9 protein-coding genes are annotated in these 14,846 nt (G+C 71.7%); 6 read left to right on the top strand and 3 right to left on the bottom strand.

All coding sequences use genetic code 11. The features are described 5' to 3' along the window. Positions 1-89: 89 nt before the first annotated feature. Positions 90-959 carry a lysozyme gene (locus ACZ6WH_RS31825; protein WP_469732776.1) on the top strand — a complete coding sequence of 290 codons (870 nt, stop codon included), beginning with the start codon at positions 90-92 and terminating at the stop codon, positions 957-959. A 123-nt stretch (positions 960-1,082) separates the two neighbouring features. Then, a complete protein-coding gene (locus ACZ6WH_RS31820; RefSeq protein WP_469732774.1) occupies positions 1,083-1,904 on the top strand; it encodes a lysozyme in 822 nt (273 codons plus the stop codon). 4 nt (positions 1,905-1,908) lie between these two features. Here the strand turns inward: ACZ6WH_RS31820 and ACZ6WH_RS31815 are convergent, their stop codons facing one another. Further along, positions 1,909-2,496: a Uma2 family endonuclease gene (locus tag ACZ6WH_RS31815; RefSeq protein ID WP_469732772.1), complete on the bottom strand. Its 588-nt coding sequence runs from the start codon at positions 2,494-2,496 to the stop codon at positions 1,909-1,911. Positions 2,497-2,628: 132 nt separating this feature from the next. After that, complete coding sequence (gene lon / locus ACZ6WH_RS31810; protein ID WP_469732770.1) at positions 2,629-5,037, bottom strand: endopeptidase La; 2,409 nt, start codon at positions 5,035-5,037, stop codon at positions 2,629-2,631. A gap of 150 nt (positions 5,038-5,187) precedes the next feature. On the opposite strand from lon, the gene ACZ6WH_RS31805 reads away from it, so the two are divergent. The 4 genes from ACZ6WH_RS31805 to ACZ6WH_RS31790 all read left to right on the top strand — a co-directional run bounded on the left by ACZ6WH_RS31805 (position 5,188) and on the right by ACZ6WH_RS31790 (position 11,889). Further along, the gene (locus ACZ6WH_RS31805) at positions 5,188-5,883 is read left to right on the top strand and encodes a spermidine synthase family protein (protein WP_469732768.1); all 696 of its coding nucleotides are present in this window, start codon (positions 5,188-5,190) and stop codon (positions 5,881-5,883) included. Positions 5,884-6,007: 124 nt separating this feature from the next. After that, complete coding sequence (locus ACZ6WH_RS31800; RefSeq protein WP_361555513.1) at positions 6,008-6,751, top strand: response regulator transcription factor; 744 nt, start codon at positions 6,008-6,010, stop codon at positions 6,749-6,751. After that, entirely contained in the window at positions 6,748-7,863 is a 1,116-nt protein-coding gene (locus ACZ6WH_RS31795; protein WP_432858747.1) for a HAMP domain-containing sensor histidine kinase, read from the top strand. The genes ACZ6WH_RS31800 and ACZ6WH_RS31795 overlap by 4 nt, the downstream gene beginning before the upstream one ends. Positions 7,864-8,124: 261 nt before the next feature. Continuing rightward, positions 8,125-11,889 (top strand): multifunctional oxoglutarate decarboxylase/oxoglutarate dehydrogenase thiamine pyrophosphate-binding subunit/dihydrolipoyllysine-residue succinyltransferase subunit, encoded by a 3,765-nt coding sequence (locus ACZ6WH_RS31790; protein ID WP_469732760.1) that lies wholly within the window; start codon positions 8,125-8,127, stop codon positions 11,887-11,889. Positions 11,890-11,988: 99 nt separating this feature from the next. Here ACZ6WH_RS31790 and fxsT read toward each other — a convergent pair whose 3' ends face one another. Beyond that, positions 11,989-14,778, bottom strand: coding sequence for an FxSxx-COOH system tetratricopeptide repeat protein (gene fxsT, locus ACZ6WH_RS31785; RefSeq protein ID WP_469732758.1), 2,790 nt, complete (start codon positions 14,776-14,778; stop codon positions 11,989-11,991). Positions 14,779-14,846 lie beyond the last annotated feature (68 nt).

Raw genomic sequence — 14,846 nt, 5'->3', positions numbered from 1 at the left:
ACCGTCATTTATGGCATGACCACACCAAGTCATGATCCACGGTCGGCCTCTCCCCCCCTCAGATCCCACCGAGATCTTCGGAGTCACGTATGCACGTGCACAGATCCGGCCCGGCCCGCCACCCCCGGCGCTCCGCCGCCAGGGTGGCCGGAATCCTCCTCACCCTGCTCGCGCTGCTCGGCGGCACCTTCGGCACCGCCGCCGCCACGGAGCCCGCCGCCACCCCCGCGAAGGACGCCCCCGAACCCACCCACCCCGGCCAGGACTGGGCCGGTTCGCAGATCGCCGAGCACGAGGGCGGCACCGGCCTGCCGGCCGCGCCCTCGCTCCAGGCGTCCGTCGAAGGAGTGGACGTCAGCGGCCATCAGGGCAACGTCACCTGGTCGACGCTGTGGAACAGCGGAGTGAAGTTCGCCTACGTCAAGGCGACCGAATCGACCAGCTACATCAACCCCTATTTCGCTCAGCAGTACAACGGGTCCTACAACTCCGGGATGATCCGCGGGGCCTACCACTTCGCGACGCCCAACACCTCCAGCGGCGCCGCCCAGGCCAATTACTTCGTGGACCACGGAGGCGGCTGGTCCAAGGACGGCAAGACCCTGCCCGGGGCGCTCGACATGGAGTACAACCCGTACGGCCAGGTCTGCTACGGCATGAGCGCAACGGCGCTGGTCAACTGGATGAAGGACTGGTTCGCCACGTACAAGGGACGGACCGGACGGGACGCGGTGATCTACACCTCCACCAGCTGGTGGAAGCAGTGCACCGGCAACTACGCGGGCTTCGGGAACACCAACCCGCTGTGGATCCCGCGGTACGGCTCCTCCGTCGGGGAACTGCCGGCCGGCTGGGGCTTCCACACCATCTGGCAGTACACGTCCACCGGACCGACCGTGGGCGACCACAACCTCTTCAACGGGGCGTACGACCGTCTCCAGGCGCTCGCGAACGGGTAAGAGGCGGACAGGGCTCCCCCACCGTGCCGCGCGGACCCGCGCCGGGATCATCCCGCGGGTCCGCGCCGCACGGCGCCCTGTCCTCCCCCTCCCCTTGCGCGTCTTCGAAAGAGGCTCCCCCCTATGCGCATACGCCGGTGCATCACGCTGCTCTGCACACTCGGCACGGCCCTCACGGTGGCCGTGCCCGCATCCGCCGCATCCGCCGCAACCACCCCGACCGACGGCTCCCGCGCCTCCGGAACCGACCACCGCGCGGGCTCCACGATCCGTTCCCACGAGGGCGCCGCCGCGCCGGACACGGCACCGCGGCCGCTCGCCGGGGTGGCCGGCATGGACGTCAGCAGCCACCAGGGCAACGTCAACTGGTCCGCCGCCTGGCGCGCCGGCGCCCGCTTCGCCGTCGTCAAGGCGACCGAGGGCACGAGCTACCGCAACCCCAAGTACGGCCAGCAGTACGGCGGGTCGTACGACGTCGGCATGGTCCGCGGCGCGTACCACTTCGCCATACCCAGCTCCTCCTCCGGCGCCGCGCAGGCCAACTACTTCGTGAACAACGGCGGGGGCTGGAAGGCGGACGGCCGCACCCTGCCGCCCGCGCTGGACATCGAGTACAACCCGTACGGCAGCATCTGCTACGGCCTGAGCCGGGCGGCCATGGCGGCCTGGATCCGTGACTTCGGCAAGACGGTGCACGCCCGTACCGGCCGCCACCCGATGATCTACACCTCCACCAACTGGTGGAAGCAGTGCGTCGGCGACAACGCGTCCTTCGGCATGAACCACCCGCTGTGGATCGCCCGCTACTCGTCCTCCCCCGGCCCCCTCCCGGCCGGCTGGTCGGCGCACACCATCTGGCAGTACGACGACAGCGGCCGCTTCCCCGGCGACCAGAACATGTTCAACGGCTCGGTGGACCAGCTGCGGAAGCTGGCTACGGGGTAACCCGTCAGTCGCGGGGGAACCTGTCGGTCGCCAGAGTCATGCCGAGGACTGTGTCGGTCAGGTCCACGGGCTCACCGAAATCCAGGGACAGCTTGCTTCGGTACTCGCCATCCTTGGGCTTGGTGAAGACGTGACACTGGGCGGTGTACGGATCCGCGATCAGGTACACGGGCACCTCAGCGGCGGCGTAGGCGTCCTTCTTCTTGCCGTAGTCGTTGGCGGCCGTCTCGCGTGAGATCACTTCAAGGACGAACTCGACATCCTGATAGCGCCAGCGTCCCTTCTCGCTCTTCTTCGCGTCATCGGAGAGCTTGAAGATGTCGGGGCAGAAACCGTTGCGATACCCCGGCAGATCGAGGCGGACGTCCATCAGGATCTCGCTGTCCGAACCGAAACGAGCCCCCAGCTGCAACAGCACATGCTTGATGATGTTCGAGTCTGTGTCCCTCTGCGGCGACATCTGGACGGCCCCCCCCCCGACGACCTCTGCCCTGAAACCCTCGGGGATGCCGTACAGAAACTCGAACACCTCGTCCAAGTACTGCTCGTCGATGTCGGCCATGTCGATCCTGTCGATCGGTGCGATGGTCACCGTGCCGCTCCTCCCCGCTGCCGCGGATTGCGAGCAGCCGCGCAGTACAACGATACGCACGGTGACCAGGGCACGCCCGGCCCGGAGCCCCGCGTGGCGGGGTTCCGGGCCGTCGTCGTCGGTCCGCGGGCGTCACGCCGCCACCGGTACCTCCGGGGAAGCCGGGGCGGACGCCGGGGTCAGGGCCAGGTCGAGGACCTGGCGGACGTCGGAGACCGGGTGGACGTCGAGCTTCTCCAGGATCTCGGCGGGGACGTCGTCCAGGTCGGCCTCGTTGCGCTTCGGGATCACGACCGTCGTGATGCCCGCGCGGTGTGCCGCGAGGAGTTTCTGCTTGACGCCGCCGATGGGCAGCACGCGGCCGGTGAGGGAGACCTCGCCGGTCATCGCCACGTCGGGGCGGACCTGGCGGCCGGAGAGCAGCGACGCCAGTGCCGTGGTCATGGTGATGCCCGCGCTCGGGCCGTCCTTGGGCACCGCGCCCGCCGGGACGTGCAGGTGCACGCCGCGCTCCTTCAGGTCGGCGACGGGCAGCTCCAGTTCCGCGCCGTGCGAGCGGAGGAAGGAGAGGGCGATGTGCGCCGATTCCTTCATCACGTCGCCGAGCTGGCCGGTGAGCTGGAGTCCTGAGCCGCCGGTCTCGGCGTCGGCGAGCGAGGCCTCGACGTACAGGACGTCGCCGCCCGCGCCGGTCACGGCGAGGCCGGTGACCACGCCGGGCACCGCCGTACGCCGTTCCTCCGGGTCCTGCGCCGACTCCGGGACGTGGTGCGGCCGCCCGATGAGCGGGCGCAGCTCGTCCGTGCCGACGGTGAAGGGCAGGTCCTGCTCGCCCAGTTCGTGCTTGGCCGCGACCTTGCGGAGCAGTCGCGCGATGGCGCGCTCCAGGTTCCGTACGCCCGCCTCGCGGGTGTACTCGCCGGCGAGCCTGCGCAGCGCGGCGTCCTCGATCACGACCTCGCCGGTCTCCAGGCCCGCCTTCTCCAGCTGGCGCGGGAGCAGGTGGTCGCGGGCGATGGTGACCTTCTCGTCCTCGGTGTAGCCGTCCAGCCGGACCAGGTCCATGCGGTCCAGGAGCGGCTCCGGGATCGCTTCGAGGACGTTGGCCGTGGCGAGGAAGACCACGTCGGAGAGGTCGAGCTCGACCTCCAGGTAGTGGTCGCGGAAGGTGTGGTTCTGCGCCGGGTCGAGGACTTCGAGCAGGGCGGCGGCCGGGTCGCCGCGGAAGTCGGAGCCGACCTTGTCGATCTCGTCGAGGAGGACGACCGGGTTCATGGAACCGGCTTCCTTGATGGCGCGGACGATACGGCCCGGCAGCGCGCCGACGTACGTACGGCGGTGGCCGCGGATCTCCGCCTCGTCCCGGACGCCGCCGAGCGCGACGCGGACGAACTTGCGGCCCATGGCGCGGGCGACGGACTCGCCGAGGCTGGTCTTGCCGACGCCGGGCGGGCCCGTGAGCGCGAGGACCGCCCCGCCGCGACGGCCGCCGACCAGGCCGAGGCCGCGGTCGGCGCGGCGCTTGCGTACGGCCAGGTACTCGGTGATGCGTTCCTTGACGTCGTCCAGGCCCGCGTGGTCCGCGTCCAGGACGGCGCGGGCGCCCTTGATGTCGTACGCGTCCTCGGTGCGCTCGTTCCACGGCAGCTCCAGGACGGTGTCCAGCCAGGTGCGGATCCAGGAGCCCTCGGGGCTCTGGTCGCTGGACCGCTCCAGCTTGTCGACCTCCTTGAGGGCGGCCTTGCGGACGTCCTCGGGCAGGTCGGCGGCCTCGACGCGGGCGCGGTAGTCGTCGCTCTCGTCGTCCGGGTCGCCGTTCAGCTCGGACAGCTCCTTGCGGACCGCCTCCAGCTGGCGGCGGAGCAGGAACTCGCGCTGCTGCTTGTCGACGCCCTCCTGGACGTCCTTGGCAATGGACTCGGCGACGTCCTGCTCGGCGAGGTGCTCGCGGAGCGCCTCGGTGGCGTCCTTCAGGCGGGCCACCGGGTCGGTGGTCTCCAGGAGGCGCACCTTCTGCTCGGTGGTCAGGAAGGGCGAGTACCCGGAGTTGTCGGCGAGCTGACCGACGTCCTCGATCTGCTGGACGCGGTCCACGACCTGCCAGGCGCCGCGCTTGCGCAGCCAGCTGGTGGCCAGGGCCTTGTACTCCTTGACCAGTTCGGTGACCGCGCCGGGCAACGGCTCGGGAACGGTCTCGTCGACCGTGGTGCCCTCGACCCAGAGGGCGGCGCCGGGCCCGGTCGTACCGGAGCCGATCCGCACGCGGCCCAGGCCGCGGATGAGCGCGCCGGGGTCGCCGTCGGACAGCCGGCCGACCTGCTCGACCTTGCCGAGCGTGCCGATGCCGGCGTACGTGCCGTCGATCCGTGGAACGAGCAGCACCCGTGGCTTGTTACCGGGTGAGGCGGCGGCCTGCGCGGCCTCCACCGCGGCGCGTACGTCCGGATCGGAAAGGTCCAGCGGCACCACCATGCCCGGCAGGACGACCTCGTCGTCGAGGGGCAGCACGGGCAGGGTGAGCGGTGTGGACGTCGAAGCCATGATCTCCCCTTCGGCAGGCAAGTTGAGCTGTACTCACTCAATGCTCATGAGCCGATGGATGTTCCCCGGGCCGTGTTCGCTGTGAGCGATCAGCCGCTGACTCGTACAGTGGGGGCGCCCGGCACCCACGACCCCGGAGGCCCCGCACCCATGTCAGCCCCCTTCGAGACCGACGAGGCGCCCGTCACACTGGAGCGCCGGGACGGACCGTACGGCGAGGTGGTGCTGCGGCGGCGGGGCGCGCACTTCGAGATCATCGCCAACGGGTGCTTCCTGATGGACACCTCCGACGGACGGTCGGAACGGCTGCTCGTCGATGCCGCCCTCGCCGCGCTGCCCGGCGACCGCGCGCGGCCGTCCGTACTGATCGGCGGCCTCGGCGTCGGGTTCTCCCTGGCCCGCGCGGCGGCGGAGCCGCGCTGGGGCCGGATCGCGGTCGTCGAGCGCGAGGAGGCGGTGGTCGACTGGCACCGCTCGGGGCCGCTGGACGCGGTGTCGGGCCCGGCCCTGGCCGATCCGCGCACCGAGATCGTCCCGGCCGACCTGGTCGCGTACGTACGCGCCGGAGCCGGCGCCGCGACCTTCGACGCGCTCTGCCTGGACATCGACAACGGGCCGGACTGGACCGTCACCGAGGACAACGACGGCCTCTACTCCCCGGGCGGCCTCGCGGCCTGCCGGGACCGGCTGACGCCCGGCGGAGTGCTCGCCGTATGGTCCGCGCAGCCCTCCGCCTCCTTCGAGTCCGCTCTCCGGAATGTGGGGTTCAGCGAGGTTCGCACCGAAGAGATCCCCGTTGTCCGAGGCGTCCCCGACGTGGTGCACCTCGCGAGGAAACGCGCGTAGCCGCGGGTCTCATCGTGCCTTTACGCTGCTGCCAGCAGTGTGCGACCAGCCGGTACACCGGGTCAGCAGGTCGGCACAACCAGTCAGTAACGCGACCACGCACGGGGAAATTCAGGGGCGGGCGATGGACCAGACTCAGACCACCCACGGCGCCGCCGCGGCGGCGGCCACGCCCGGCGCACAGCGGCGAGTGCTCGTCGTCGAGGACGACCCGACGATCGTGGACGCCATCGCGGCCCGGCTGCGCGCCGAGGGCTTCCAGGTGCAGACCGCCGTCGACGGCCCCTCCGCGGTCGACACCGCCGAGGCCTGGCAGCCCGACCTGCTCGTCCTCGACATCATGCTGCCGGGCTTCGACGGCCTGGAGGTGTGCCGCCGGGTGCAGGCGCAGCGGCCGGTCCCGGTGATGATGCTCACCGCGCGGGACGACGAGACGGACATGCTCGTCGGACTCGGCGTCGGCGCCGACGACTACATGACAAAACCGTTCTCCATGCGGGAACTGGCCGCCCGCGTGCACGTCCTGCTGCGCCGCGTCGAGCGGGCCGCGCTGGCCGCGCACACCCCCCGCAGCGGCATCCTGCGCCTGGGCGAGCTGGAGATCGACCACGCCCAGCGGCGGGTCCGGGTGCGCGGCGCCGACGTGCATCTCACCCCGACCGAGTTCGACCTGCTGGTGTGCCTGGCCAACACCCCGCGCGCCGTCCTCTCCCGCGAGCAGCTGCTGGCCGAGGTCTGGGACTGGGCGGACGCCTCCGGCACCCGTACGGTCGACAGCCACATCAAGGCGCTCCGGCGGAAGATCGGCGCCGAGCGGATCCGCACGGTGCACGGCGTCGGTTACGCGCTGGAGACCCCGCCGGCATGAGGTCGCCCCGGCCTCTGGCGCGCGAGCTCTGGCAGCGGGCCTGGGAGGCGATGCGCCCGCTCGACCCCTACCGGTCGGTCAAGGCGGCACTCGGCGCGCTGGTCACCGTTTCGGTGATCATCACGACGCTGCTGGTCCTCGTCGCGTTCCACTCGGCGACCGAGCTGCGGGTCATCACCGTCTTCTCGATCATCGCCTCGCTGCTGATCACCCAGTTCGTCGCGCAGGGTCTCACCGCCCCGCTGGACGAGATGACGGACGTGACCCGGGCCATGGCCGGCGGTGACTACACCCGGCGGGTGCAGGGCAGCCGGCGGGACGAGTTCGGCGAGCTGGCGGAAGCCTTCAACCGGATGGCCGCGGACCTGGAGGCGGTGGACACCCATCGCAAAGAGCTGGTCGCCAACGTCTCGCACGAGCTGCGCACCCCGATCGCCGCGCTCCGCGCCGTGCTGGAGAACGTCGTCGACGGGGTCTCCGAGGCCGATCCTGAGACGATGCGCACCGCGCTGAGCCAGACCGAGCGGCTGGGCCGGCTGGTCGAGCACCTGCTGGACCTCTCCCGGCTGGACAACGGGGTCATCCCGCTGCACGCCCGCCGCTTCGAGGTCTGGCCGTACCTCTCCGGGGTGCTGAAGGAGGCCAACATGAGCCGCAGCGCCTCCACCCTCGCCGTCGGCTCCAGCCACCACAGCCGTACGGACGTCCACCTCCACCTGGACGTCTCGCCGCCGGAGCTGACCGCGCACGCGGACGCCGAGCGGCTGCACCAGGTCGTCGCCAACCTGATCGACAACGGCATCAAGCACAGCCCGCCGCACGGCCGGGTGACCGTACGGGCACGCCGCGGCGAGGGGGCCGGCAGCCTGGTCCTGGAGGTGCAGGACGAGGGTCCGGGCATCCCCGCGTCCGAGCGGCACCGGGTCTTCGAGCGGTTCAACCGCGGCGGGCCGGCCCCCTCCGGTCCGGGCACCGACGGCGGTACGGGCCTCGGACTGGCGATCGCACGCTGGGCGGTGGATCTGCACGGCGGGCGCATCGGAGTGGCCGAATCCCCACGTGGCTGCCGGATCCGCGTCACCCTTCCGGGGACCGGTCAGCCTCGTCCTTGACGCCCGGTGACGTAGGGTCGGTGGCGGAACCACTCATTCGGGGTGTTCCCCGTGTCCCCACCGGGGGTGCGATGGCGATACCCCCTACCCAGGCGCGAGCGAACCACGCATGTTTCCCGCCAAGTCGTTCCCCGAAACCCGCCGCCAAATGTGACGTGCGCGACGAGTACCCCTCCCGGACTGCAGCATCGGTCGACAGAGGCGTAGCCTTTATTCCCGCTGTCCACCACCTTTAGGAAGCGGAAGAGGGCGGTTGCCGCCGTGTCGCCACAGTCCCCCAACACTTCGAGTGCCTCGACCGACCAAGACGGGCAGGGTAAGAACCCTGCAGCCGGATTCGGTGCGAACGAGTGGCTCGTCGACGAGATCTACCAGCAGTACCTCCAGGACCCGAACTCGGTAGACCGAGCCTGGTGGGACTTCTTCGCCGACTACAAGCCGGGCGCCCCGGTGACGTCGGGCACCCCAGCTGACGAAGCCAAGCCGGCCGCCAAGCCGGCCGCTGCCGCCCCGGCCAAGGCCGAGGCCAAGCCCGCGGCCGCGCAGCCGGCGCCCGCGAAGCCCGCGCCGGCGAAGGCCGCCCCGGCCCCGGCCAAGGCGGCTCCGGCCGCCAAGCCCGCGGCCAAGGCGGACGCCAAGCCTGCCGCCGAGGCGCCCGAGGGCCCCGAGCTCGTCACGCTGCGCGGTCCCTCCGCCGCCGTGGCGAAGAACATGAACGCCTCGCTGGAGCTGCCCACGGCCACGTCCGTGCGCGCCGTCCCCGTGAAGCTGCTGTTCGACAACCGCATCGTCATGAACAACCACCTCAAGCGCGCCCGCGGTGGGAAGGTCTCCTTCACCCACCTCATCGGGTACGCCATGGTGCAGGCGCTCAAGGCGATGCCCTCGATGAACTACTCGTTCGCCGAGAAGGACGGCAAGCCCACCCTGGTCAAGCCGGACCACGTGAACCTCGGTCTGGCCATCGACCTGGTGAAGCCGAACGGCGACCGCCAGCTCGTCGTCGCGGCCATCAAGAAGGCCGAGACGCTCAGCTTCTTCGAGTTCTGGCAGGCGTACGAGGACATCGTCCGCCGCGCCCGGGTCGGCAAGCTGACGATGGAGGACTTCACCGGCGTCACCGCGTCGCTGACCAACCCCGGCGGCATCGGCACCGTGCACTCCGTGCCGCGCCTGATGCCCGGCCAGGGCCTCATCGTCGGCGTCGGCGCGATGGACTACCCCGCCGAGTTCCAGGGCACCTCGCAGGACACCCTGAACAAGCTGGGCATCTCCAAGGTCATGACGCTGACCAGCACCTATGACCACCGCGTGATCCAGGGCGCCGCCTCCGGCGAGTTCCTGCGGATCATGAGCCAGCTGCTGCTCGGCGAGAACGACTTCTTCGACGACATCTTCAAGTCGCTGCGGATCCCGTACGAGCCGGTCCGGTGGCTGAAGGACATCGACGTCAGCCACGACGACGACGTCTCCAAGGCGGCCCGGGTCTTCGACCTGATCCACGCCTACCGGGTGCGCGGCCACGTCATGGCCGACACCGACCCGCTGGAGTACAAGCAGCGCAAGCACGCCGACCTGGACATCACCGAGCACGGCCTCACCCTGTGGGACCTGGAGCGCGAGTTCGCGGTCGGCGGCTTCTCCGGCAAGTCGATGATGAAGCTCCGCGACATCCTCGGCGTGCTGCGCGACTCGTACTGCCGCACCACCGGCATCGAGTACATGCACATCCAGGACCCCAAGCAGCGCAAGTGGCTGCAGGACCGCCTGGAGCGCCCGCACACCCCGCCGGAGCGCGACGAGCAGCTGCGCATCCTGCGCCGTCTGAACTCCGCCGAGGCCTTCGAGACCTTCCTGCAGACGAAGTACGTCGGCCAGAAGCGCTTCTCGCTGGAGGGCGGCGAGTCCGTCATCCCGATGCTGGACGCGGTCATCGACTCCGCGGCCGAGTCGCGGCTGGACGAGGTCGTCATCGGCATGGCCCACCGCGGCCGGCTGAACGTCCTCGCCAACATCGTCGGCAAGTCCTACGCGCAGATCTTCCGCGAGTTCGAGGGCAACCTCGACCCGAAGTCGATGCACGGCTCCGGCGACGTGAAGTACCACCTGGGCGCCGAGGGCACCTTCACCGGCCTGGACGGCGAGCAGATCAAGGTCTCGCTCACCGCCAACCCCTCCCACCTGGAGGCCGTGGACCCGGTCGTCGAGGGTGTCGCCCGCGCGAAGCAGGACATCATCGGCAAGGGCGGCACGGACTTCACCGTCCTCCCCGTCCAGCTGCACGGTGACGCCGCGTTCGCCGGCCAGGGCGTGGTCGCCGAGACGCTGAACATGTCGCAGCTGCGGGGCTACCGCACCGGCGGCACGGTCCACATCGTCATCAACAACCAGGTCGGCTTCACCGCCGCGCCGGAGTCGGCCCGCTCCTCCATGTACGCCACCGACGTGGCCCGCATGATCGAGGCGCCGATCTTCCACGTGAACGGTGACGACCCGGAGGCCGTGGTGCGCGTCGCGCGTCTCGCCTTCGAGTTCCGCCAGGCGTTCAACAAGGACGTCGTCATCGACCTGATCTGCTACCGCCGCCGCGGCCACAACGAGTCGGACAACCCGGCCTTCACCCAGCCGCTGATGTACGACCTGATCGACAAGAAGCGCTCGGTGCGCAAGCTCTACACCGAGTCCCTCATCGGTCGTGGCGACATCACGCTGGAAGAGGCCGAGCAGGCGCTGCAGGACTTCCAGGGCCAGCTGGAGAAGGTCTTCACGGAGGTCCGCGAGGCCACCACGACCCCGGCGGCCCCCGAGGTCCCGCAGCCGCAGGCCGAGTTCCCGGTCCACGTGGACACCGCGGTCTCCCAGGAGGTCGTGAAGCGGATCGCCGAGTCCCAGGTCAACATCCCCGACCGGGTCACCGTCCACCCGCGTCTGCTGCCCCAGCTGCAGCGCCGCGCGGCCATGGTCGAGGACGGCACGATCGACTGGGGCATGGGCGAGACCCTGGCCATCGGTTCGCTGCTGATGGAGGGCACCCCGGTCCGGCTCGCCGGCCAGGACTCCCGTCGCGGCACCTTCGGTCAGCGTCACGCGGTCCTCATCGACCGGGAGACGGGCAACGACTACACGCCGCTGCTCTACCTCTCCGAGGACCAGGAGCGGTTCAACGTCTACGACTCGCTGCTCAGCGAGTACGCGGCGATGGGCTTCGAGTACGGCTACTCCCTCGCCCGGCCCGAGTCGCTGGTCATGTGGGAGGCGCAGTTCGGTGACTTCGTCAACGGCGCGCAGACCGTCGTGGATGAGTTCATCTCCTCCGCCGAGCAGAAGTGGGGCCAGACCTCCGGCGTCACCCTGCTCCTGCCGCACGGCTACGAGGGCCAGGGCCCGGACCACTCCTCGGCCCGCATCGAGCGGTTCCTGCAGCTGTGCGCGCAGAACAACATGACCGTCGCGATGCCGACGCTCCCCTCCAACTACTTCCACCTGCTGCGCTGGCAGGTGCACAACCCGCACCACAAGCCGCTGGTCGTCTTCACCCCGAAGTCGATGCTGCGTCTGAAGGCCGCGGCGTCGAAGACGGAGGAGTTCACCACCGGCGGCTTCCGCCCGGTGATCGGCGACGACTCGGTCGACCCGAACGCCGTGCAGAAGGTCGTCTTCTGCTCCGGCAAGGTCTACTACGACCTGGAGGCGGAGCGGGAGAAGCGCGGCGCGAACGACGTCGCGATCGTCCGCATCGAGCGCCTGTACCCGCTGCCCGGCAAGGAGCTCCAGGCGGAGATCGCCAAGTTCCCGAACGCGGGCAAGTTCCTCTGGGTCCAGGAGGAGCCCGCCAACCAGGGCGCCTGGCCGTTCCTCGGCCTGAACCTGATCGACCACCTGGACCTGGCGGTCGGCGCCGACGTGCCGCACAAGGAGCGCCTGCGCCGCATCTCGCGGCCGCACGGCTCCTCCCCGGCCGTCGGCTCGGCCAAGCGCCACCAGGCCGAGCAGGCCCAGCTCATCGCCGAGGCGTTCGACGCCTGAGCCACCGGCTCGCACGGCACCTGAAGGGGCGGGGCCCCACCGAAGCGATTCGGTGGGGCCCTGCCCCTTCGGCGTACGCCGCCGGTCCGTCGGCGGCGCTCAGATCGTCAGCGGCTCGAAGTCGCGGAGCTGGTACGGCGGCAGGTCCGCCTCGGTGGAGCGGGTGTCGTGCGCCAGCGCGAGCGTCCAGGGGTGGCCGGGGCCGACCGCGATCTCCATGGCGGGCAGGGCGCGGGAGAGCGTGCCCAGGGCCGCGGCACGGTCGCCCGTCGCGAGCAGCGCCAGCGCGTGGTTGGCGTCGCTGCCGACGGTGTACGGGTGGGCGGGGCCGAGCAGGTCGCGGTAGGCCCGGTACGTGCGCTCGGCCATCGCCAGGGCGCGCTCCGGGTCGCCGGACTCCCGCTCCAGGCAGCCGGCGCCGGACGCGATCATCAGGGTGAGCGGGTCCCGGCGGCCCAGCAGCCGCGCCGACCGCTCCAGCAGCGCCTGCATGCCCTGCCGGGCGCGCTCCCCCTGTCCCGCTCCCCGGCGGCAGAGCGCCAGGTTGTGCGCGGCGCGCAGCGTCTGCGGGTGGTCGGCGCCCAGCAGCCGGTGGTGGGCCCGCGCGTTCCGCTCCTGGGTCTCCAGGGCCAGGTCGGTGCGGCCGGTGAGCCGCAGCCCTGTGGCGTGGTGCAGCTCGGAGTAGAGCGTCCAGGGGTGGTCGGTGCCGAGGATCTCGCCGCGCGCCCGCAGGGTCTCCTGGTCCAGTTCCACGGCCTGGTCGTGGGCGCCGAGGAGCCGCAGGGAGACCGCGAGGTTGTTCTGCGCGGCGAGGGTGCGGGCGTCGCGGTCGCCGAAGGTCTCCCGGCTGCCGTCGAGGACGTACCGGGAGAGTTCCAGCGCCTCCTGGTAGCGGGCGAGGCCGCGCAGGTCGGCGGCGAGGCCGGCGGCGGCGCGCAGGATCTCGGCGTCCGGGGCGCTGCGCCTGCTGAGCAGCCGTTCCAGCGCGGGCCGGTCCAGCGCCTCGCAGGCCCCGTACTGCCCGGTGGCCCGCAGCAGGTTGGTGTGCGCGTGCAGCAGGTCCAGGCGGTGCGGGTGGTCCTCGGGCAGCAGCCGCTCCCAGGTGAGGTCGGCGCGCCGGGCGAGGGCGAGGCCGGTGTCCTGCGCGCCGGTGAGGTAGGCGTAGCGCAGGCAGTGCAGTACCGGTACGGCGGACTCCGCGGGGTCGGCGTCCAGCGCGCCGGCGGGCAGCAGGTGCGGCAGCAGCCCGGCGTACGCGGGCCAGTGGGCCGGTTCGTCGGGGCGGCCGGGGTCGGCGGCGGCGAGCGCGCCGCGGACGGCCCGGGCGTACCGCTCCCGCTCCGGTCCCGGGATGCCCTCGCGGACCAGGAGCCGGACCATGCGGTGCAGGTGGACGCAGGCCACCTCGGTGCCGTCGGCGGACTCAGTGGCCTCCACTACGGAGTAGCGGGCGAGCAGCCGCAGGGCTTCCTGGAGCCGCCGCGGGTCGCCGGTGACCGGCGCGAAGTCGCCGCGGATCAGGGCGAGGAGGCCGACCGGTACGGTGCCGGGCGCGAGGACGGCGCACAGCCGCAGCACTTCGGCGGCGTCCGGTGCGGTCTCGGCGATGCGGTCGAGCAGGGCGGTCCAGGCCGCGGCGAAGGTCATCGGGAAGTCGTCGGCGACCACCGTGCGGGCGTCCGCGATGCCGCCCTCCAGGAGGCGCAGGTACCGGTCGACGCTCATGTCGGAGTCGTTCAGCCAGCCCGCCGTCTGGTCCAGCAGGAGCGGCAGGTCCTCCAGCGCGGCGGCCAGCCGGTCGGCGTCGGCCGCGGTCAGCCGCGGGGCGCGGCGGCGGACGAAGGCGACGCTCTCCGGGCGGCCGAGGACGGGGACCGGGAGGAGGAGGGTGTTGTGGGTGTCCCAGGAGCGGTTGCGGGAGGTGATCAGGACGTGGCCCGAGCCGCTGGGCAGCAGGTCCGCCACGGCCGCCGGGTCGTCGGCGCCGTCCAGCACGAGCAGCCAGCGGCGGTACGGCTCGCCGCGGCGCAGCGCGTCGACGACCGCGCCCAGCCGCTCCCCCGGGCCGGTGCGCAGCCCCAGCTCGGGGGCGAGCGCCGCCATCTTGCGCCGGGCGCGGTCGCCCGTACCGGCGTTGACCCACCACACCACGTCGTACTCGGTCGCGAAGCGGTGCACGTACTCGGCGGCCAGCTGGGTCTTGCCCACCCCCGCCATGCCCAGGAGGGTGCAGACGGCGGCGCCGCGCACGGAGCGCTCCAGACGGCGGTGGATGTGGGCGAGGAGCGCGGCGCGGCCGGTGAAGCGGGGGTTGCGGCGCGGCACGCCGCCCCAGACGGCGGGGGCGTCCAGCGGGAAGCGCGGGCCGCCGGTGCCGGGCGCGGGGGTGTCCGGGAGGCCGAGGCGGCGCAGCAGGAGGCGCTCGGCGTGGTGCGCGCCGGCCTCGGTGAGCTGTGCCGGGCCGAGCGCGGCGGCGCCGGCCGGGAGGTTGCCGGGATCGGTGACGGAGACGGCGGCGAAGCGGCCGGGGTGGGCGGCGTTCACGGCGGCGAGCGCGGTGTCCCACTCCCGGCCGGTGCGGACGCCGGGCTGGAAGTAGCCGGCGCTGAAGACCAGCAGTATCCGGCCGCCGGAGAGGGTGAGGCCGGCGAGCGCGGAGCGCAGCTCCATGGCGGCGGGCGGGTCCCAGTGGTGCAGCGGGGCGCGCAGCCCGTGGCGTTCGAGGCGGTCGGCGATCCAGTCGCCCCAGGCGCGGCTGTCCGCGGCGACGCTGACGGTGACCCGCGGGCCGGTGGGCGGCCCGGGGCGCACCGGCCGGGCGGGCCGCGGGACCCGGGCGGTCGCGCCCGTCGGCCGCTGCGGGAACGTCGACTCCGCCGGCTGTGCCATACGGTCCTGCTCTCCTGTCAAGGGACCGTCGATACGGCCCTGTTCTTCCGTATCCCACGGCGCCGGGC

The sequence above is a fragment of the Streptomyces sp. NPDC050806 genome, assembly GCF_055586425.1.
This window is presented reverse-complemented; position numbering and strand designations above follow the sequence as displayed.

Bases quoted from the DNA above. Each gene is read 5' to 3' on its own strand.
- ACZ6WH_RS31825 (WP_469732776.1), top strand. From the start codon at position 90: ATGCACGTGCACAGATCCGGCCCGGCCCGCCACCCCCGGCGCTCCGCC.
- ACZ6WH_RS31820 (WP_469732774.1), top strand. From the start codon at position 1,083: ATGCGCATACGCCGGTGCATCACGCTGCTCTGCACACTCGGCACGGCC.
- lon (WP_469732770.1), bottom strand. From the start codon at position 5,037: ATGGCTTCGACGTCCACACCGCTCACCCTGCCCGTGCTGCCCCTCGAC.
- ACZ6WH_RS31805 (WP_469732768.1), top strand. From the start codon at position 5,188: ATGTCAGCCCCCTTCGAGACCGACGAGGCGCCCGTCACACTGGAGCGC.
- ACZ6WH_RS31800 (WP_361555513.1), top strand. From the start codon at position 6,008: ATGGACCAGACTCAGACCACCCACGGCGCCGCCGCGGCGGCGGCCACG.
- ACZ6WH_RS31795 (WP_432858747.1), top strand. From the start codon at position 6,748: ATGAGGTCGCCCCGGCCTCTGGCGCGCGAGCTCTGGCAGCGGGCCTGG.
- fxsT (WP_469732758.1), bottom strand. From the start codon at position 14,778: ATGGCACAGCCGGCGGAGTCGACGTTCCCGCAGCGGCCGACGGGCGCG.